At 64.2% G+C, this 18,307-nt stretch carries 18 protein-coding genes and 1 riboswitch; of the genes, 9 read left to right on the top strand and 9 right to left on the bottom strand.

Annotation, left to right across the window (positions count from 1 at the left end; translation table 11 throughout):
• Position 1 precedes the first annotated feature (1 nt).
• Positions 2-1,258, bottom strand: a complete 1,257-nt coding sequence (gene thiO, locus AB0N72_RS11265; protein ID WP_363930491.1) for a glycine oxidase ThiO — start codon at positions 1,256-1,258, stop codon at positions 2-4.
• Positions 1,251-1,370: riboswitch (TPP riboswitch) on the bottom strand. Its footprint overlaps the gene before it by 8 nt.
• 27 nt (positions 1,371-1,397) lie before the next feature.
• Between thiO and thiE the strand changes: the two genes are divergently transcribed.
• From thiE to AB0N72_RS11245, 4 genes are all read left to right on the top strand, one after another.
• Positions 1,398-2,081, top strand: coding sequence for a thiamine phosphate synthase (thiE, locus tag AB0N72_RS11260; protein WP_363930490.1), 684 nt, complete (start codon positions 1,398-1,400; stop codon positions 2,079-2,081).
• Positions 2,082-2,206: 125 nt separating this feature from the next.
• On the top strand, positions 2,207-3,700 hold the full coding sequence (locus AB0N72_RS11255) for an RNB domain-containing ribonuclease (RefSeq protein WP_363930489.1): 1,494 nt from the start codon (positions 2,207-2,209) through the stop codon (positions 3,698-3,700).
• Between the two features lie 276 nt (positions 3,701-3,976).
• Positions 3,977-5,665, top strand: a complete 1,689-nt coding sequence (locus tag AB0N72_RS11250; protein ID WP_363930488.1) for a DEAD/DEAH box helicase — start codon at positions 3,977-3,979, stop codon at positions 5,663-5,665.
• Between the two features lie 8 nt (positions 5,666-5,673).
• Positions 5,674-6,552, top strand: coding sequence for a DNA methyltransferase (locus AB0N72_RS11245; protein WP_363930487.1), 879 nt, complete (start codon positions 5,674-5,676; stop codon positions 6,550-6,552).
• A 24-nt stretch (positions 6,553-6,576) separates the two neighbouring features.
• Here the strand turns inward: AB0N72_RS11245 and AB0N72_RS11240 are convergent, their stop codons facing one another.
• Together AB0N72_RS11240 and AB0N72_RS11235 are read right to left on the bottom strand one after the other, a co-directional pair.
• Positions 6,577-7,185: a MarC family protein gene (locus AB0N72_RS11240; RefSeq protein WP_363930486.1), complete on the bottom strand. Its 609-nt coding sequence runs from the start codon at positions 7,183-7,185 to the stop codon at positions 6,577-6,579.
• 13 nt (positions 7,186-7,198) lie between these two features.
• Positions 7,199-8,044, bottom strand: a complete 846-nt coding sequence (locus tag AB0N72_RS11235; RefSeq protein WP_363930485.1) for a PHP domain-containing protein — start codon at positions 8,042-8,044, stop codon at positions 7,199-7,201.
• 80 nt (positions 8,045-8,124) lie between these two features.
• Between AB0N72_RS11235 and AB0N72_RS11230 the strand changes: the two genes are divergently transcribed.
• Entirely contained in the window at positions 8,125-9,708 is a 1,584-nt protein-coding gene (locus tag AB0N72_RS11230) for an aminopeptidase P family protein (protein ID WP_363930484.1), read from the top strand.
• A 75-nt stretch (positions 9,709-9,783) separates the two neighbouring features.
• On the opposite strand, the gene AB0N72_RS11225 is transcribed toward AB0N72_RS11230, so the two are convergent.
• Entirely contained in the window at positions 9,784-10,602 is an 819-nt protein-coding gene (locus tag AB0N72_RS11225; RefSeq protein ID WP_363930483.1) for a general stress protein, read from the bottom strand.
• A gap of 76 nt (positions 10,603-10,678) precedes the next feature.
• Between AB0N72_RS11225 and AB0N72_RS11220 the strand changes: the two genes are divergently transcribed.
• The 3 genes from AB0N72_RS11220 to AB0N72_RS11210 are packed head-to-tail and all read left to right on the top strand — an operon-like array spanning position 10,679 to position 13,807.
• Positions 10,679-11,962 carry a CBS domain-containing protein gene (locus AB0N72_RS11220; RefSeq protein ID WP_026266967.1) on the top strand — a complete coding sequence of 428 codons (1,284 nt, stop codon included), beginning with the start codon at positions 10,679-10,681 and terminating at the stop codon, positions 11,960-11,962.
• Complete coding sequence (locus AB0N72_RS11215; protein ID WP_363930482.1) at positions 11,943-12,674, top strand: DUF1003 domain-containing protein; 732 nt, start codon at positions 11,943-11,945, stop codon at positions 12,672-12,674. Before AB0N72_RS11220 ends, AB0N72_RS11215 begins: the two co-directional genes overlap by 20 nt.
• 5 nt (positions 12,675-12,679) lie before the next feature.
• Positions 12,680-13,807 (top strand): Mrp/NBP35 family ATP-binding protein, encoded by a 1,128-nt coding sequence (locus AB0N72_RS11210; protein WP_363930481.1) that lies wholly within the window; start codon positions 12,680-12,682, stop codon positions 13,805-13,807.
• A gap of 12 nt (positions 13,808-13,819) precedes the next feature.
• Here AB0N72_RS11210 and AB0N72_RS11205 read toward each other — a convergent pair whose 3' ends face one another.
• The 3 genes from AB0N72_RS11205 to sigE all read right to left on the bottom strand — a co-directional run bounded on the left by AB0N72_RS11205 (position 13,820) and on the right by sigE (position 15,798).
• A complete protein-coding gene (locus tag AB0N72_RS11205) occupies positions 13,820-14,218 on the bottom strand; it encodes a Sec-independent protein translocase TatB (RefSeq protein ID WP_363930480.1) in 399 nt (132 codons plus the stop codon).
• 31 nt (positions 14,219-14,249) lie between these two features.
• Positions 14,250-15,074: a hypothetical protein gene (locus AB0N72_RS11200; protein ID WP_363930479.1), complete on the bottom strand. Its 825-nt coding sequence runs from the start codon at positions 15,072-15,074 to the stop codon at positions 14,250-14,252.
• Between the two features lie 100 nt (positions 15,075-15,174).
• A complete protein-coding gene (gene sigE, locus AB0N72_RS11195) occupies positions 15,175-15,798 on the bottom strand; it encodes an RNA polymerase sigma factor SigE (protein WP_363930478.1) in 624 nt (207 codons plus the stop codon).
• 234 nt (positions 15,799-16,032) lie between these two features.
• On the opposite strand from sigE, the gene AB0N72_RS11190 reads away from it, so the two are divergent.
• Positions 16,033-16,665, top strand: a complete 633-nt coding sequence (locus tag AB0N72_RS11190) for an O-methyltransferase (protein ID WP_363930477.1) — start codon at positions 16,033-16,035, stop codon at positions 16,663-16,665.
• Positions 16,666-16,734: 69 nt separating this feature from the next.
• On the opposite strand, the gene AB0N72_RS11185 is transcribed toward AB0N72_RS11190, so the two are convergent.
• Together AB0N72_RS11185 and AB0N72_RS11180 are read right to left on the bottom strand one after the other, a co-directional pair.
• Positions 16,735-16,902: a DUF3117 domain-containing protein gene (locus tag AB0N72_RS11185; RefSeq protein ID WP_064721643.1), complete on the bottom strand. Its 168-nt coding sequence runs from the start codon at positions 16,900-16,902 to the stop codon at positions 16,735-16,737.
• A gap of 228 nt (positions 16,903-17,130) precedes the next feature.
• Positions 17,131-18,306 (bottom strand): hypothetical protein, encoded by a 1,176-nt coding sequence (locus AB0N72_RS11180; RefSeq protein WP_363930476.1) that lies wholly within the window; start codon positions 18,304-18,306, stop codon positions 17,131-17,133.
• Position 18,307 lies beyond the last annotated feature (1 nt).

Raw genomic sequence — 18,307 nt, 5'->3', positions numbered from 1 at the left:
GTCACTGATGGCTTCCTGCAGGGGTTTCCATGGGCCGGAAGTGACTCCGGGTTGCGCTGAAACGGTCGGGCCGGAAGATGGACCAGCGTGAATCAGGGGAACCGGCGAGCAGCTCCCCCACGATTCTGGCGGCCACTGGGGTGAGGAGGACGCCGTGCCGGAAGAACCCTGTGGCAATCACCAGTCCTTCCACTTCGCCGGCAGGCCCTCCGGCAGGGTTGCCTACACGGCCCAGCAACGGGGCGTTGTCGGGAGTTCCCGGCCGTGCACGGGCTGTTGCTTCCAAAAGCTCAAGTTCAGCCACAGCCGGAACAAGGACCTGCGCGTCCCGCAGGAGCTGGTAGACACCGCCGGCGGAGACTGCATTTGAGGTCGCCGACAAACCATCCTCGCGCTGCGTCGCGCCAATCACCACGGTTCCGTCTCCCCTCGGAACAATGTAGACAGGCACTCCTCGCACGATGCCCCGCACAGTGGCTGTAAGAAGCGGCTGAAGGTGGGCGGGGACCTGGAGCCGGAGGATGTCGCCGTAGACCGGACGCACAGGAAGATCCAGGCCTTCAGGCAGGCCTGCCAGCCGGGGTGCTTCCAACCCGTTGGCCACCACGGTTTCGCGGGCAAGGACAGTGCCGCCGCTTTCAAGCTCGACGCCGGAAACGCGGTCCCCTTCCCACCTCAACCCGCTCGCGGACTTCCTTACGGCAAAACCCCCGCTTGCCCCGCTGACCCACGTGGAGTCCCCGGGCGAATGCGCTCCAAGGCCCGCCAAAAGGTGCCCGGCCAACTTCCGGGGATCAACCTGGTGGTCGGCGGGGATATCAAAGGCACAGGAAATTTGGGGGCTGAGGAGCGGCTCGCGATCCCTGGCTGCCCGCAAAGACAAAGGCTCAACCGCCAGCCCCGCTGCAAGCTGGACAGTACGAAGGTCTGCGAGCGCACGGCGATCGGCGGCATCGGCACCTACGGCAAGGGTCGGCGTCGTGCGGTATCCGGAGGCCTCCCCGCCCTGGGGCAGCTCGTCCACGAACGAGGGCCACAGCCGCCAGGATTCCAGCATGAGTTCCAGGAGGTCTTCCTCCTGGTAGTGCAGCTCGCTGACGGGCGCCAGCATGCCTGCGGCCGCAAAGGTTGCACCCGTAGCGGGCGCTGGATCGATGAGGGCTACGGAGTGGCCCAGTTTCCGTGCCTGATGGGCTATGCCCAGGCCAATGACTCCGCCGCCGATGACGGCGACATCTGCATGGATGGCTTCTGCCATGTGTTTCCTTCCCTACGCCGGTACTAGCCGGATCAGGTCAAGCGGTCGGCTTTGAAGCCCTCTCAGCCGGACGGTCATAATGACGAATGTCGCGGCTCCCGCAGTACGTGCCCAGTTTAGAGGAACTACTGTGGTTTCCATGACCCAGCACGATGCCCTCGCCAGCGCCCGCCTCTACTTGTGCACTGATGCGCGCAAACGCCAAGGCGATTTCGAAGACTTTGTTGACGCCGCATTCGAAGGCGGAGTGGACATCATCCAGCTCCGGGACAAGACGATCGAAGCCGCTGAGGAATTGGAATTGCTGGCCGTCCTGCGCAGCGTCGCAGAACGGCATGGACGGCTCTGGGCGGTCAATGACCGGGCAGACATCGCCAGTGTTTCCGGGGCTCCCGTGTTCCATGTTGGCCAAAAGGACCTGCCGTTGGGGATTGCCCGGACCTTCCTCCCGCGCCCTGCAGCGATCGGGCTCTCCACCCACACGCCCGAGCAGGTAAATGCCGCCATCACCGCTTCTCCCGGCGATGGCGGACTGGACTACTTCTGTGTAGGTCCGGTCTGGGCAACCCCCACCAAACCCGGCCGCGAAGCTGTTGGAACGGGCTTGGTCACATATGCGGCAGAAGCGATCAGGCGCGCTGAAGAGACCACGGGCGGGGCCGTGGAGCTGCCGTGGTTTGCGATTGGCGGAATCGACCTCGGCAACGTCGAGCAAGTGCTGGCCGCCGGAGCGAGCCGGATCGTGGTGGTCCGTGCCATCACCGAGGCAGAAGACCCGACGGCGGCAGCCAAGTCGCTGCTCGCAGCCCTCGACGCCGCCTAACGCGGGCGGGGCCTGACGCCGGCAGGGCCTGGGGCTCCTGCTGATCCAGCCTGCTGCCCTCACGCCACCTATCGGATAGGGAAGCATCCAAGACTATCGGCCGGTTTCGGGCTACCCTGATTTTCGTGTCACATCATCGGATAGCGCCCAACGTCGACGACTCATCGGACCAGCTCGCCGCAGCCCTTGCGGCCCTGAGGACGGAGCTGGAGCTGCCTGGGGAGTATCCGGTTGAGGCCCTCCAGGAGGCGCGCGCCGCCGTCGAATCCCGCCACTTACCGGACCAGGACCTCACGCACGTCGAGTTTCTGACGATCGACCCTGCCACGTCCACGGACCTTGACCAGGCCCTTTTCATCGAGCGGAACGGTGACGGGTACAAGGTTCTCTATGCGATCGCCGATGTGCCGTCCTTCGTGGCCCCGGGCGGAGCGTTGGATTCCGAAACCCGTCATCGTGGACAGACGTTCTACGCTCCGGATGGACGCATCCCGTTGCACCCGGAGATCATCAGCGAAAACGCAGGCAGCCTGCTTGCCGGGCAGGACTGTGGAGCTTTCGTCTGGGATTTCGATCTTGACGCGCAGGCCGAGGTATTGGATGTCTCCGTTGCACGTGCCACCGTTCGCAGCCGCGCCAAACTGAGTTACAAGGGCGCCCAGCAGCAAATTGACGACGGATCGGCCCCGCCCGTCCTTCAGCTCCTCAAGGAAGTGGGCTTGAAGCGGGTTGAGCTGGAGAGGCTGCGGGGTGGGGCGAGCCTCAACATGCCGGAGCAGGAAATCGTCCAGGCGACCGACGGCGGCGGGTACAGGATCGTTGCAGCGCCGTCGTTGCCGGTGGAGGACTGGAACGCGCAGATCTCCCTCATGACCGGGATGGCTGCGGCACAGCTGATGCTGGACGGGAAAGTGGGCATCCTGAGGACCATGCCCGCGCCCGATGAGAGATCGCTGCAACATTTCAAACGGCAAACCGCAGCATTGGGCAAGCCGTGGGACGGCCAGGTCACCTACGGCGAGTACCTGCGGACTCTCGACGCCTCGGATCCAAAGCAGCTTGCCATCCTGCACTCGGCCGGGACGCTGTTCAGGGGCGCGGGCTACACACCGTTTGATGGCGAAGTCCCGGACACGGTGGTCCAGGCAGCCATAGGCGCGCCGTACGCCCACACCACCGCTCCCCTGCGGCGGCTGATCGACCGTTTCGTCCTGGTGATCTGCGAAGCCCTTTGCAACAACAGGGAAATTCCCGGTTGGGCCCGTGATGCCCTGCCTTCCTTGCCCGAGATCATGGCCGGGTCCGACCAATTGGCCGGGCGGCTTGAGCGCGCTGCATTGGACACAGTGGAGGCAGCACTGGTGGCCAACCATGTGGGCCAGGAGTTCGACGCCGTGGTGATTTCCGGATCCAAGCCATCCAACGGGAACGGCAACAGCAACAGCAGCAGCAGCAGCAACAACGGAAACGGCAGCGGCCCCTACGGCATGGTCCAGATCGCCGAGCCTGCAGTCACGGCGCGTTGCGATGGGGAGTTGGAGTCCGGCACCAAGGTGCGGGTCCGCCTTGTGAAGGCGGAGATCGCCAGCCGGGAGATCAGGTTCGAGCTCTTGGACTGACGCGCTCCACCGGTCGATCCGGGCTTTATGGCTCCCAGAGGATAGACTGGGCGTGTAGTAATGGATGCCCGGTCGTTGATTCAGTTAATTTTTGAACTCAACAAGCCCGCCCCTACGCGATCTTGAGATGTACCAACTGGTCACCAGTGCCAGTACTTAGATAGCCCGCGATCGGCTTCCACTGGACTTGCTTGCGCGCCCGTTCTGCTCCGGTACGGCTCCGCCGCCCCCGTTGAGCATGCAGCGCCAATGCCCAAATGAATAAGGAAACTCCCTGTGAGTGAATTGCACACCCATGAAGTCCTGACGGACTCCACCGGAACTGAAACCATCGAACCCGAGGAAACGATCATCTCGGATGAGACGCCCCACGAGATCGAAGAGAAGTCGTTTGCGGACTACAACGTCCGTGCCGACATCGTCGAGTCCCTGGCTGACGCCGGAATTACCCACCCCTTCCCCATCCAGGCGATGACCCTTCCGGTCGCCTTGAGTGGCCACGACATCATCGGCCAGGCCAAGACCGGTACCGGCAAGACGCTCGGCTTCGGCATTCCTGCCCTGCAGCGCGTGGTCGGACGCGATGACGCCGGTTACGAGAAGCTCGCTGTTCCGGGAGCCCCGCAGGCCTTGGTGATCGTTCCCACGCGCGAACTGGCCGTCCAGGTTGCCAACGACCTCCAGGCTGCCTCGCGCAAGCGGAACGCCCGCATTGCCACCATCTACGGTGGCCGCGCCTACGAGCCCCAGATTGATGCCCTGCAGAAGGGCGTCGAAATCGTGGTCGGCACCCCGGGCCGGTTGATCGACCTCTACAAGCAGAAGCACCTGAGCTTGAAGAACGTCAAGATGGTCATTCTTGATGAGGCCGACGAAATGCTGGATCTCGGCTTCCTTCCGGACGTCGAAACCCTGATCGCCGGTACCCCTGCGGTCCGGCAGACGCTGCTCTTCTCGGCAACCATGCCTGGCCCCGTCATCGCCATGGCACGCCGCTACATGACGCAGCCCACCCACATCCGTGCGGCTGATCCCAACGATGAGGGCTTGACCAAGCGCGACATCCGCCAGCTCATCTACCGTGCACACAGCATGGACAAGACCGAGGTTGTTGCCCGCATCCTGCAGGCCCGTGGCCGCGGCCGGACCATCATCTTCACCAAGACCAAGCGCACCGCCGCAAAGGTTGCCGAGGAACTCGTTGACCGCGGCTTCGCTGCGGCAGCGATCCACGGCGACTTGGGCCAGGGCGCCCGCGAGCAGGCCCTGCGTGCCTTCCGCAACAACAAGGTCGATGTCCTGGTGGCCACCGACGTCGCAGCCCGCGGTATCGACGTCGACGACGTCACGCACGTGATCAACTACCAGTGCGTCGAAGACGAAAAGATCTACCTGCACCGCGTCGGCCGTACGGGCCGCGCCGGAAACAAGGGCACCGCGGTCACGTTCGTTGACTGGGACGACATGCCGCGCTGGGGCCTCATCAACAAAGCCCTGGGACTCAGCGTTCCGGAGCCCGTTGAAACCTACTCGTCCTCGCCGCACCTCTACACCGACCTCGACATTCCCGAGGGCACCAAGGGCCGTCTGCCCCGCAACAAGCGCGTCCTCGCCGGCGTGGACGCCGAGGTCCTGGAGGACCTGGGCGAGACCGGCAAGAAGAATGCCCGTTCCGGCGGTTCCGGTCGCGACGGCGGCCGTGACGGAAAGCGCGACGGCGGCCGCGGCCGCTCCGGCAAGTCCGCTGACTCAAGCGAATCCAAGGGTGATGGCGGACGCAACCGCACCCGTCGTCGTCGTACCTCTGATGGCGAGGCAGCTCCTGCGGCTGCCCCGGAAAGCCGACCTGCCGCCACGGACGACGCCGAGAAGCCTGCCCGGACGCGCCGTACCCGCACGCGCCGCCGCAACGGCGAAGTGGTCTCGGGTGAGACGGCTGCCCAGCCTGGCAACGCCGAGGCCTAATACCGTCAATGACTGAAACTGTTTGGGCGCCGGACGGCGGCAACATGGTGGTGCACGCGGACAACGCGGAATTCCTTCCAACGCTGCCGGACGGCGCCTTCACACTCATTTACGTGGATCCGCCCTTCAACACGGGCCGGGTCCAGCGGCGCCAGGAAACGCGCATGGTCCGCAACGCGGACGGCGACGGCGACCGCGTGGGCTTCAAGGGACGCTCCTACGACACCATCAAGGGTGCCCTCCACAGCTATGACGACGCCTTCAGCGACTACTGGTCCTTCCTGGAACCCAAGCTGGTGGAAGCGTGGCGGCTCCTGGCAGACGACGGCACCCTGTACCTGCACCTGGACTACCGTGAGGTCCACTACGCCAAGGTGATGCTCGACGCCATCTTCGGCAGGGAATGCTTCCTCAACGAGATCATCTGGGCCTACGATTACGGCGCCCGGGCCAAGAACCGCTGGCCCACCAAGCACGACAACATCCTGGTGTACGTGAAGAACCCCACCAAGTACCACTTCGACAACGCCGAAGTGGACCGGGAGCCCTACATGGCGCCGGGTTTGGTAACGCCTGCCAAACGCGAGCGCGGCAAGCTGCCCACCGACGTCTGGTGGCACACGATCGTCTCCCCCACCGGGCGGGAAAAGACCGGCTACCCCACCCAGAAACCTGAAGGCCTGGTGCGCAGGATCGTCTCGGCATCGAGCCGGGAAGGCGACTGGTGCCTCGACTTCTTCGCCGGTTCGGGAACGCTGGGTGCGGTATCGGCCAAACTGGGGCGCCGGTTTGTGTGCGTGGACCAGAACGAACAGGCCATCGAGGTCATGCGTAAACGGCTCGGCAGCAAGGCGGAATTCCACCAACTGCTACCGAGCGGGCTGTAGGCCGGCCCTGCACCAGCGGCAGGCTCAGGCTGCGCCCTTCACGAAAGCAGTCACGGAGTCGGCAATCATCTGAACAGCGATGGCCGACAACAGCAAACCGGCAATTCTGGTGACCAACTCCACGCCGTTCTCCCCCAGGACCCGTTGAACCACTCCGGCGAACCGCATGGCCAGGTACAGCGAGGCAAGGACCACCGCGATACCCAGTGCCACTGCCAGGTACTCCGACAACTCCCCGGACCGCTGGACGAACACCATGACCGCCACAATCGCGCCAGGGCCCGCCATGAGCGGCGTTCCCAGCGGCACGAAGGCCACGTTCTTGTACTTCGCGGCGTTCTCTTCCCCGCTGGTTGAACCGGTCAACAACTGCAGCGCGATGAGTACCAGGAGCAGGCCACCGGCTCCCTGCAGGGCCGCCAGCGAGATATGCATGTAGTTCAGGATGGACTGGCCGAAAATGGCGAAGACGACTATCACGCCTGTGGCCACCAGCAGCGCCTGGAACGCTGAACGGTTCCGGTCCCTGGCAGACAACTGGGCCGTCAACGACATGAAGATGGGCACGGTGCCCGGCGGGTCCATGATGACGAACAGGGTCACGATCACGGAAGCCAACAATTGCAGGTCCATCAGCGGATCCCCTTCACCGGACCACCGTGCTGCCTGTTGCCAATTCCTCGATCCTTGCCAGCACCTGCGGCGACGTCAGGTTCTCACCCAGCAGGTTCGGCTTGCCCGTCCCGTGGTAGTCGGAGGAACCGGTCATCAGCAGGCCGTGTTCGGCTGCCAGCCCACGGAGGAACCTGCGGCCCTCTTCCGGGTTGTCCCGGTGCTCCACTTCGACACCCAGCAAGCCGGCGTCGATCATCTCGCGGTAGGTCGCCTCCCCTACCGTCCGCCCCCTGGACGACGCCACTGGATGGGCGAAGACCGGTACTCCTCCTGCGGCCCGGACAAGCTCGACGGCGATCGCCGGGTTGGGTGCGTAGTGCTGCACGAAGTAGCGCGAATGTGAGGTGAGGATGGAGGTGAAGGCTTCCGTCCGGTCCGCCACCACTCCGGCCGCTACCAGGGCGTCCGCAATGTGCGGGCGGCCCACGGTGGCACCTGGTGCAACGTGGTGGATCACGTCATCCCACGTCAATGGGTAATCCTCGGACAACAAGGTCACCATGTGCTCCGCCCGGGTGAGGCGGGCGTCCTTGGACTTGGTGATTTCCTCAAGCAGTCCGGCATGGGAGGGATCGTGGAGGTAGCTGAGCAGGTGGACACTTATCCCCTTCTCAGTACGGCAGGAAATCTCCATGCCGGGGACAAACGCGATGCCGTGCTCCCTGGCAGCTGCGGCCGCGGATTCCCAGCCGTCCGTGGAATCGTGGTCAGTCAACGCAACGGCGTCGAGTCCGGCGGCCACGGCGGAAACAATCACGCCGGCCGGTGGCTCTGTTCCGTCGGAAACATTGGAATGCGCATGCAGGTCTATCCTCACTTTCCCAGCCTATGGGATGCCGGCCCGCTTGGAGCGCTGCGCCGTTGGCCTCCTCACTGAACTGGTGGGACTATGTAACGGTGAACGATGCTGAAAACACCCAAAACATGGACTCCTCAAATTCCCAGCCGCTGCAAGAGCGCGTCAACAACCGCTCACAGAGGCCCACGTCCGATGCCTTCAAGGCATTCATGGCCAGCAATTGGGCTCCCGCGCCGCAGGTGACCCCTGCGCGTGACGCCGTTGCAGACCACGCCGCGCGCCGCCGTCGTACCATCTCCGAACTGTTCAAAGGCGAACGGCTTGTCATCCCCGCCGGTCCGCTGAAAGTCCGCTCGAACGACTGCGACTACCGCTTCCGCCCGCACTCCGGTTTCGCGCACCTTACGGGCCTGGGCGTGGACCACGAGCCCGACGCCGTGCTCATCCTTGAACCGGTAGCCGAAGGAAAGGGCGACGACGGCGGTCACCACACTGCCACGCTCTACTTCCGTCCGCTGGCCGGCCGCGATACCGAACAGTTCTACGCCGACTCCCGCGCCGGTGAGTTCTGGATTGGCGCACGACCCACCCTGGCCGAATTCGAAGCCCGTCTGGGCCTGCCGACCGCTCACATCGCAGAACTCGAAATGGCGATCACCAAGAACGTCGGCGCCCCGGAAATCGGCGGTATCTCCATCCGCCTGGTTCGCAAGGTCGATGAGAACATCGATGCACTGGTGGACACCGCCCGATACAACACCGCCAAGGATCCTGAAAACCTCGACCTCGGCGAACTTGACGCCCTGGACGAGAAACTGAGCGAAGCGTTGTCCGAGCTGCGCCTGATCAAGGACGAATGGGAAATCGAGCAGATGAAGATCGCGGTGGCCGCCACCGTTGAGGGCTTCGCTGATGTTGTCCGTGCGCTCCCCCGCGCCCTGACCCACCCGCGTGGCGAGCGCGTCGTTGAGGGCGCCTTCTTTGCCCGTGCCCGCGAGGAAGGCAACGAACTCGGCTACGACACCATTGCTGCGTCCGGCAACAACGCCACGGTGCTGCACTGGACCCGCAACTCGGGAACAGTCAACGCCGGCGAACTGCTGCTCCTGGATGCCGGCGTGGAAGCCGACTCCCTGTACACCGCCGATGTCACCCGCACCCTGCCGGCTACCGGAACCTTCACGGAAGTCCAGCGCAAGGTCTATGAGGCAGTGCTCGACGCCGCCGACGCCGGCTTTGCCGCTGCCCAGCCGGGCGTGAAGTTCCGCGACATCCACACAGCGGCAACAACGGTCCTGGCCGAACGCCTGGCCGAATGGGGCCTGTTGCCGGTTTCGGTCGAGGAAGCCATCAGCCCCGAAGGCCAGCAGCACCGGCGCTGGATGCCGCACGGTACCAGCCACCACCTGGGCCTGGATGTCCACGACTGTGCCCAGGCAAAGCGGGAACTCTACCTTGATGGAGTGCTCACTGAGGGCATGGTCTTCACGATCGAGCCGGGGCTCTACTTCAAGGACGAAGATCTGGCCATCCCCGAGGAGTACCGCGGGATCGGCGTCCGGATCGAGGACGACATCCTCATGACGGCCGACGGCCCCGTCAACCTCAGCGCCGCCCTGCCGCGCAAGGCCGACGACGTCGAGTCCTGGATGGCAGGCATCTACCAGGAAGCCCAGGGCTGATCCCCGGACTTCCGTTCAGGCAACAAACAGGGAAGGCCACCGGTAATCCGGTGGCCTTCCCTGTGTTTCAGGAGCTTACTGCTTGGTCGGGTCTTCCCGACCCGCCTGCTGCCCCTCGCCCTGGGGAGCATCGTTCTGTCCCTCGGTGACCCGGACTCCGTACTGCGGACGGCCATCGGGAAGGTCCGGGTACCGGACGGCGGCCGGCGTCGGGTTCTGCGCCGGCTGGTGGGCGCCTGCGGGCGCGCCTTGGCCTTCCGGGCTGGCGGGGTTGGCTTGGCTGGCGCCGCGCTGGCCGTAGGGGTCGTTCCAGGTGGAGGGGCGCTCCGGGGCCTGGCCCGGCTGCTGGAACGGAGGATTCTGCGGGGCATAGTTGCTGGTCGGTGCAGCAGACGCCTGCGACGGGTTCATCGGCAACTGCTGGAGCAACCGGCGTGCTTCGTGGGCTGCTTCCCTGGCAACGATGACGTCATAGTTCGTGGCCACCACCTGGCTGGTGGAGGTGAAGTCACGCTTCCCGCGCTGGGTGGCGTAGGTGACAATGCCGAAGAGCATGAAGAACGCCGCACCCATCAGTACGGACGTGATGATCGAGAAGGGTCCCCCGCCCGGGGTGAAGAAGGAAAGCATGACGCCTACAAAGAGGCCGAACCACATGCCACTCAACGCTCCGGACAACGCCACCCTGGGGTAGCTCAGGCGGCCGGTGACCCGCTCCACCATTTTGAGGTCGTTGCCAACGATCGATACCAGCTGTACCGGGAACTGCTGGTCCGCGAGGTAGTCCACCGCCTTTTGGGCATCCAAATACGAGGTGTACGAGCCAACGGTGTCGCCTTGGGGGACGCTCCGGGACTCTTCAACGGCTTTGGGACCACCAAAAATGTTAGACATAGCCCCATTGTGTCCCATGGACATGTGAAGCGGCTGGAATTCAGCTAAAAGAGAGCAGACTCGGTAGCCTGTAAACATGAGCACACATCCTTCTCGCGTCTTTGTGGCGCGCCTTCTGGGCTTGGACGTCTTCGACCCCCTGGGCGATCGTCTGGGCCGGTTGCGGGACGTCGTGGTGCTCTCCCGCGGGACCCGCGGCGCGCCACACGTGGTCGGCATCGTTGTTGAGGTTCCGGGCAAGAAACGGGTCTTCGTTCCCATGACCCGCATCACCTCCATCGACCAGACCCAGATCATCTGCACGGGGCTGGTCAACCTGCGCCGCTTCGAGCAACGCGGCGCCGAAACGCTGGTGGTTGCCGAGATGTTCGACCGCCGTGTCACCCTGGCCGATGGCAGTGGCGATGCCACCATTGAGGACATCGCCATGGACCAGCACCGGTCCAAGGACTGGTTCGTCAGCAAGTTGTTCGTACGGAGGGGCCATTCGCTGTCCCCCTTGAGCAGGCTCCGCCGCAACGAAACCCTGATCATCGATTGGGCCGACGCCCAGACTGGCGGCCATAACGAGCCCCAGGCTGCCACGCAGTTCGTCGCCACGCACGAGGACCTCAAACCTGCCGACTTCGCGGAGGCGTTGCAGGAGATGAGCGACAAGCGGCGGTTTGAGGTGGCCAGCGAGCTCCAGGACGAGCGGCTCGCCGATGTGCTTCAGGAGCTTCCGGAAGATGACCAGGTGACGATTCTTTCCGCCCTGGACGTGGAACGCGCGGCCGACGTCCTGGAGGAAATGGACCCGGACGACGCCGCCGACCTCCTCGCCGAGCTCCCTTCCGCCCAGGCGGAGGAACTGCTTCAGTTGATGGAGCCCCAGGAAGCAGAAGACGTCCGCCGCCTCCTGGAATACGACGAAGACACCGCTGGTGGCCTGATGACTCCGGTGCCTGTGATCCTCCCGCCGGAAGCAACTGTTGCTGAAGCCCTGGCCCACGTTCGCCGCGAGGAACTCTCACCGGCCCTGGCCTCATCCATCTTCATTGCCCGGCCGCCTCTGGAAACACCCACGGGACGTTTCCTGGGCGTGGTGCACATACAACAGCTTCTGCGGTTCCCTCCACCGGAGCCGTTGGGCAACCTCGTGGACAAAAACCTGGAGCCGCTCTCGGACCAGGCCCACATCAGCGAGGTGGCCAGGACCTTGGCCACGTACAACCTGAATTCGCTTCCAGTCGTGGATGACGACGGCCGCCTTGTGGGGGCGGTGACTGTTGATGACGTGCTGGATCACTTGTTACCGGATGATTGGCGCGCCCACGAGGACGATGCCCCTATAAGGAAACTTGGAGGCCGCATTGGCTGACAACAACGCCACACGATCCCCCCGGAACACGGCACGCCAGGGCAGCAGCCTGGATACGCCACTGAGTGGCCGCCAACGGATCCTCCCCAAGTTCTCCCCCAACCCTGATGCTTTTGGCAACGCAACAGAGGGTTTTGCCCGTTTCATGGGTACGCCGACGTTCCTCGTCTACATGACGATCTTCTGTGCGTTCTGGCTGGCCTGGAACTCGTTCGCTCCCACGGAGTGGCAGTTCGACCGCATGGAGCTCGGCTTCACCCTTTTGACGCTGATGTTGTCCCTGCAGGCCTCCTACGCTGCTCCCCTGCTCCTGCTCGCCCAGAACCGGCAGGATGACCGTGACCGTGTCTCCCTCCAACAGGACCGTCAGCGGGCAGAACGCAACCTCTCCGACACCGAGTACCTCACCCGTGAGTTGGCCTCCCTTCGCATTGCGCTGCGCGAGGTAGCCACGCGCGATTACGTCCGCGCCGAGCTCCGGAGCCTGCTCGAGGACATCATCGACGCCCAGGAAGAACTCCGGGAAAGCGAAATCTCTGCCGATGGCGCAGAATCGCCCGGTGAGAAGGTCAAAGAGAAGTTGAAGGAGAAACGGGACAAGTCGCGCGGCCCCCGCACGCAACAGATCCCCAGGGTCCGCCCGCCCCGGGCCGCCGGCCCCCAGCATTCCACCGCCAAGCCCTCCCCTGATACCCCTGAAAGCCGGGCCTGATCATTATGAACACCGCAACTGCCGAGGCACTGCAGGCTGCCCTGGCAACGGTTATTGATCCCGAGCTGCGCCGTCCCATCACCGAGCTCGGGATGGTGGACTCAGTGTCAGCCGATGACGACGGGACCGTGCGCGTGGCCGTCCTGCTGACCATCGCCGGATGCCCACTGCGCGACACCATCACCAAGGACGCCTCCGAGGCCCTGATGCGCGTGGAAGGCGTTACAGGCGTGGACGTGGAGCTCAAGGTCATGACGCCGGCCCAGCGGGAGGCCCTCAAGGAGCAACTCCGCGGTCCGGGCAGTCAACGTGGCATTCCGTTCACCAAGCCCGGTTCCCTTACCAAGGTGTACGCGGTGGCCAGCGGAAAGGGTGGCGTGGGCAAGTCCTCCGTCACTGTGAACCTGGCCAGTGCGTTGGCTGCCCAAGGCCTTCGTGTGGGAGTCGTCGATGCCGATGTCCATGGGTTCTCCGTGCCCGCCCTCATGGGCATCACCCAGAAGCCCACGCAGGTCGATGACATGATCCTGCCCCCTGTGGCCTATGGGGTGAAGGTCATTTCCATCGGCATGTTTGTTGACGGCAACCAGCCGGTGGCGTGGCGCGGACCGATGCTGCACCGTGCCTTGGAGCAGTTCCTCACTGACGTCTACTTTGGGGACCTCGATGCCCTGTTCCTGGACTTGCCTCCCGGCACCGGCGACATCGCCATATCGGTAGCGCAACTGCTGCCGAACGCCGAGATCCTGGTGGTCACCACGCCGCAGGCGGCAGCCGCCGACGTCGCTGAGCGCGCCGGAACCATCGCTACGCAGACCGGCCAGAAAGTGGCCGGCGTGATCGAGAACATGTCGTTCCTGGAAATGCCCGACGGCGGCCGGATGGAACTGTTTGGAAGCGGCGGAGGTGCCATCCTGGCTGAGCGCTTGAGCGCCAGCGTGGGCAGCGACGTTCCGTTGCTGGGCCAGATCCCCCTGGATATCCGTTTGCGCGAAGGCGGCGACGCTGGAGTCCCTGTTGTCCTGGCAGCCCCTGACTCGGCGGCCGCCAAGGCCATGGAAGGAATCGCTTCTGCCCTTGCTTCCCGGCCACGCGGATTATCCGGAATGTCGTTGGGAATCGAGCCCCGCTAGGACATAAGGAGGCTAGGTGGCCTCGGTGTCGAAGGGGGCGGCTTCGCCTTCGGCGAGTCTCTCCACCACCCGCACAGGAGCCTTGGGTTTGGCATCGGCGGCGCCAGCAGCAGCGGCGGCCGCGGCGACGGGAGCACCTGCACTGACGGGCTTGGTGTCGTCATCCAGGAGTGCATCCTTGATGATGCGCCGGGGATCGTACTGGCGGGGATCGTATTTCTTCCAGTCGACTTCATCGATGTCGATGCCGACTTCTTCTTTGATCTGCTCGCGGGCGCCGGAGGCCATCCGCCGGACTTCCTTGACCAGGTTGGCGAGCTTTTGAGTGTATTCGGGCAAACGGCTGGGACCGATGACGAGTACGCCGATAATCAGAAGGAGTATGAACTCCGGGCCGTTGATTCCAAGCACGCTACGAAGATTACCTTGTCTGTGGTGCCGCTCATAAACCAGCGGGGCGAAGAAGCGTCTGAAGGCCGCGCAGCAGCCTGGGGTACCACGCCTCGGATCCTTCGGCGCGGGGATTCCCTCCCACGGATTCACCGGCGCGGACTATCTCCGGAACGGCGTCGTCCGCACTCTCCGCCGGGAGGTCGGAGGCATAGCTGATCACCGCTGCCGGCGTGGAGTACACGGCCTTCCAGGGTGTCCCCTGCGTAACGGAGAGCTGCGCCGACGTCGATTGTCCCCCACCATCCTGCTCAGGAGGCCTGTGCTCCTCCACGATCGTGGCGGAATGGCCGTTGCTTTCAAGCTTGAGCTCAACGGCGGGGTGACCATGGACCATGGTGGCCTGCGCAGACACAACCCTGAAGCCCATGGCACCCAACTCGGGGCAAGCCCATCCTTCGTCCCTGAGCGCGTCGAGCTGGGCGGCGCTGAGGGTGATGGTGCTGCCGGCCCTGAAGGCCGGTGCTACTGCGGACTCCGCTGGCCCACCCGTCCACGCACCGGCGAGGACGCCGGCGTCGTTGGTTTCCACAAAGGCTTGCGGCTCCGCATCCCCGGCAACTGTGTACGCCGCCCCAGCCAGGGCGCTGGCGGATACCGCCAACGTGCCGGCAGCTATCGCTGTTATCCGGAGTCCTCGTCGGACTCCGTTCCGGGGCGGAGGCGCCGGATCGAAGGACTGCGGGGAATGGTTGGCGAGTCGCTCAGTATGTTGGATCAACCGCGCTGCGAGGTCGTGGCTCGCTTCAGGCACGGCGGCACCGCGGAGGCGCTCGATGTATTGCTGCTCCTGCCGCAGCAAGGCACGGCACTTCACGCAATCCTGCACATGCTCCGGGCTCCGGGAGTGGCGCAGCGAAGCCAACTTACGCCGGGACAAAGCTCCCGGGCGGTCAGGACGTCGGGGCATCGACACCCTAAAGGATGCTGGCGATGCGAGGCATCTTCAGGCGCGGCTTGCGGGCCTCGACCGGACGCGGGTCACGGTGGGCCAGTTTCTCGCGCAGCATGGTGCGCCCGCGGTGGATCCGGGACCGGACGGTCCCGAGCTTCACGCCCAGGGCTTCCGCCACTTCGTCGTACGAAAGACCCTCAAGATCGCACAGCACGACGGCGGCGCGGAAGTCTGGCGGGAGTTCCTCCAGGGCTCGCTGGACATCGAGGTCGAGGTTGTTGTGTTCGAAGCTCTGTTCCGGACCTGGTTCCCGGCCGGGCAGGCGTGACTCCGCGTCTTCGGAAAGAGCGTCAAAGCGGATCCTGCTCTTGCGGCGGGCCTGGTCCAGGAACAGGTTGGTGGTGATGCGGTGCAGCCAGCCGTCCAGTGTTCCCGGCTTGAAGTTCTCAAGCGAGCGGAAGACCCGGACGAAGACTTCCTGGGTGAGGTCCTCGGCGTCGAACTTGTTGCCGGTCAGGCGATAGGCGAGGCGATATACCTTGGCGGAGTGGTTGGAAACCACTTCCTCCCAGCTGGGCATGACCCAGTCAGTGGCGGCCTCAAGGCTCTCCGATGTCAGGACTGGCGCAGCATGCGATGCCGGCATCGTCCACTCCCCTCAAACTGTGGTTCACCGATTATTCGGTGCCGCCCACCTCATGGATGACCGGAGCATTATCATCCCAAGTTTGTCTGGGAATTTCCTGACTGGACGGTGTTTTTCCCGCAAGGCTGAAAACATGGGCGGACACAGCGCCCGAGCCCTTCCCAACAGCGGATTACCGGGGCGGACACAGTAGTCTGGTACAAATACCCCTACCCGCGGAAAGCGAATCCCTTCATGAGTGCCGACAAGTCAAGCAGCTGGTCCTACGCAGAAGATCTGCCGGCTGAGGATGACGTGATGTTGCGCGCCCGTGAGCGTTCCTTCGAGTTGGGTGTCACTCCCGTCAGCCCCGGCGTCGGAGCCGTCCTGACGGTGCTCGCTGCAGCGTCGAAGGCCCAGACGGTAGTTGAAGTTGGTTCCGGAGCCGGCGTATCCGGCGTCTGCCTGCTGCGTGGACTCGGTCCCCAGGCGGTCCTGACGACGATCGACGTCGACGTCGAGCACCTCAAAGCCGCCAGGGAAGCGTTCCTTGAATCAGGGAGCCCGGCCAACCGCACCCGCACCATCTCTGGCCGTGCGGCCGATGTCCTGCCGAGGCTGACCGACTCGGCCTATGACCTCGTGTTCATCGACGCCGACAAGCCCAACTTTCCCAAGTATGTGGAGCAGGCCATCCGCTTGCTCAAGTCCGGTGGCACGCTGGTCATCAACGATGCCCTGGATAAGGACCGCGTCTCCAATCCGGCAGCGCGCGAATCCACCACCGTGGTGTTGCGCCAGATCGGCAAAGCCATCCGCGACGACGAACGCCTGGCATCGGCGATGCTGCCCACCGGCGATGGTCTTTTGGTGGCCGTCAAGAAGTAGGTGGCGACCGCCGTCGGGGGTTAAACAAAAAGCAGGGCTCCAGCTGATGCCGGGCCCTGCTTTGCAACTCTATTCGGTCACACCTACGAGGCATTCCTTGAGGTTTTCCGCTTCGGCGGCATTGAGCTCGACCACAAGCCGTCCCCCACCTTCGAGCGGCACACGCATGATGAGGCTGCGTCCCTCTTTGGTAACTTCCATAGGGCCGTCGCCAGTACGTGGTTTCATAGCCGCCATTAGGAAAATCCCCTCCATTTGTCCCAAGTCACGCCCAACCCGGCCGGGCTGGATCCGCGTCGCAATTGCAGCCGGCGGCACCGCTTGGGAGGCCGCCATGGCCGGGCACTGTTAGGTGCTTTGTCCTTGCTCTTGGTCCATTATCCCGTACTTACCCGCCCGTAGCGAAATCAACGGCCTGTTTGTCCGGGCTTTGTACATATTCGCTGTGCACGGCAAAGGTCCACGTCAGGGCGGATAGTCGCCGCCTCCGGGCAGTTGAGCCCACGCCCACAGCCACACGACCCACACAATCTGGAGGAGGACGAACATCACCACCACTGTTCCCCGGTACGCCTTGGACTTTGACAACGCCGCTGCGCCGAGGGCCAGGGGAAACAACGGCAGGAGCATCCGGAACGTGCTGGTCTGCGGGTGCAGGAAAACCAGGAGGTAACCCATGTAGCAGGCGCACCACAAGCGCAATTCCGTTCCCAGGGCTTTTACCGGGGCGGACATCATGGCCAGGACGAAGAGGGCGGTGAAGACAAAGGGCGCCAGGACGCCGAGAACTGGACCAAACAGCATCCGGCCGGTGTCGAACCACGGCTTGAACGGCACCAGGTCATGTCCGCGCCAGGCGGTTTCCGTCCGTGTATACGCTGCCGGGTCGCCGGTCACCGCCCAGGCAATGGCGGGCCACGCCAGGGCACCGACGCCCGTAGCCACCACCAATGCTGCCAGTGAAAGCAGGCTGCGCGTGGAGGTGGCAGCGTCCGAGGACGGGCTCCTGAACCGCTGCCATAGGCGCCACAGCAACAGCAATCCCACCACGGCGGCGAAGGGCACGCCTGTGGGCCTGGACAAGCACATCAGCAGCACCACCGGGATGGCCCACAGGTACCGGCGCCTCACCACCAGGAGCAAGGACGCCGCAAGCAACAGCAGGTTCAGCGACTCGGCGTAAGGGACTTGGAGAATGGCTGACACCGGGAACGTCGAAACGAAGACGACACCCCACATGGCCGTGCGCTTCCCCGCAAATTCCCGGAAGAGCTTGAAGACCACCAAGGCTGCGCCCAGCCCCGACGCCATGGCAATAAGCGTGAGGGCCTGCAAGGTGCCAAGGCCGGTCATGGCAGCGAGTCCACGCGCCAGCAGCGGGAACAGTGGGTAAAAAGCCCAGGCGTTCTCCTTTACCACCCCGTTGGGATCCACGGGCAGGACCGAGGGGTAGCCGCTGTCCGCAGCCTGCTGGTACCAGCGGCCATCCCAGATGGTGATGAAGTTCCAGTAGTCCGGCGCTGGCGGGAACCATGGGTTGGTCCCCTGCTGAAGCGCGGCGGCCATGAAGATGCACGCGCTGACAACGCGCGCGGCAATAAAGACAAGCGTTACCGAAACCCACCAGGGCCATCGGGACATC

Origin of the sequence: Paenarthrobacter sp. NPDC089307, from assembly GCF_040685055.1 — a bacterium.
Classification (GTDB): domain Bacteria; phylum Actinomycetota; class Actinomycetes; order Actinomycetales; family Micrococcaceae; genus Arthrobacter.
The sequence above is the reverse complement of the archived record's forward strand: the minus strand, read 5'-3'. Positions and strand labels throughout refer to the sequence as shown.

Excerpts from the sequence above, each read along its gene's own strand:
- thiO (WP_363930491.1), bottom strand. The coding sequence starts at position 1,258 with ATGGCAGAAGCCATCCATGCAGATGTCGCCGTCATCGGCGGCGGAGTC.
- thiE (WP_363930490.1), top strand. The coding sequence starts at position 1,398 with ATGACCCAGCACGATGCCCTCGCCAGCGCCCGCCTCTACTTGTGCACT.
- AB0N72_RS11245 (WP_363930487.1), top strand. The coding sequence starts at position 5,674 with ATGACTGAAACTGTTTGGGCGCCGGACGGCGGCAACATGGTGGTGCAC.
- AB0N72_RS11240 (WP_363930486.1), bottom strand. The coding sequence starts at position 7,185 with ATGGACCTGCAATTGTTGGCTTCCGTGATCGTGACCCTGTTCGTCATC.
- AB0N72_RS11225 (WP_363930483.1), bottom strand. The coding sequence starts at position 10,602 with ATGTCTAACATTTTTGGTGGTCCCAAAGCCGTTGAAGAGTCCCGGAGC.
- AB0N72_RS11220 (WP_026266967.1), top strand. The coding sequence starts at position 10,679 with ATGAGCACACATCCTTCTCGCGTCTTTGTGGCGCGCCTTCTGGGCTTG.
- AB0N72_RS11210 (WP_363930481.1), top strand. The coding sequence starts at position 12,680 with ATGAACACCGCAACTGCCGAGGCACTGCAGGCTGCCCTGGCAACGGTT.
- sigE (WP_363930478.1), bottom strand. The coding sequence starts at position 15,798 with ATGCCGGCATCGCATGCTGCGCCAGTCCTGACATCGGAGAGCCTTGAG.
- AB0N72_RS11190 (WP_363930477.1), top strand. The coding sequence starts at position 16,033 with ATGAGTGCCGACAAGTCAAGCAGCTGGTCCTACGCAGAAGATCTGCCG.
- AB0N72_RS11185 (WP_064721643.1), bottom strand. The coding sequence starts at position 16,902 with ATGGCGGCTATGAAACCACGTACTGGCGACGGCCCTATGGAAGTTACC.
- AB0N72_RS11180 (WP_363930476.1), bottom strand. The coding sequence starts at position 18,306 with ATGTCCCGATGGCCCTGGTGGGTTTCGGTAACGCTTGTCTTTATTGCC.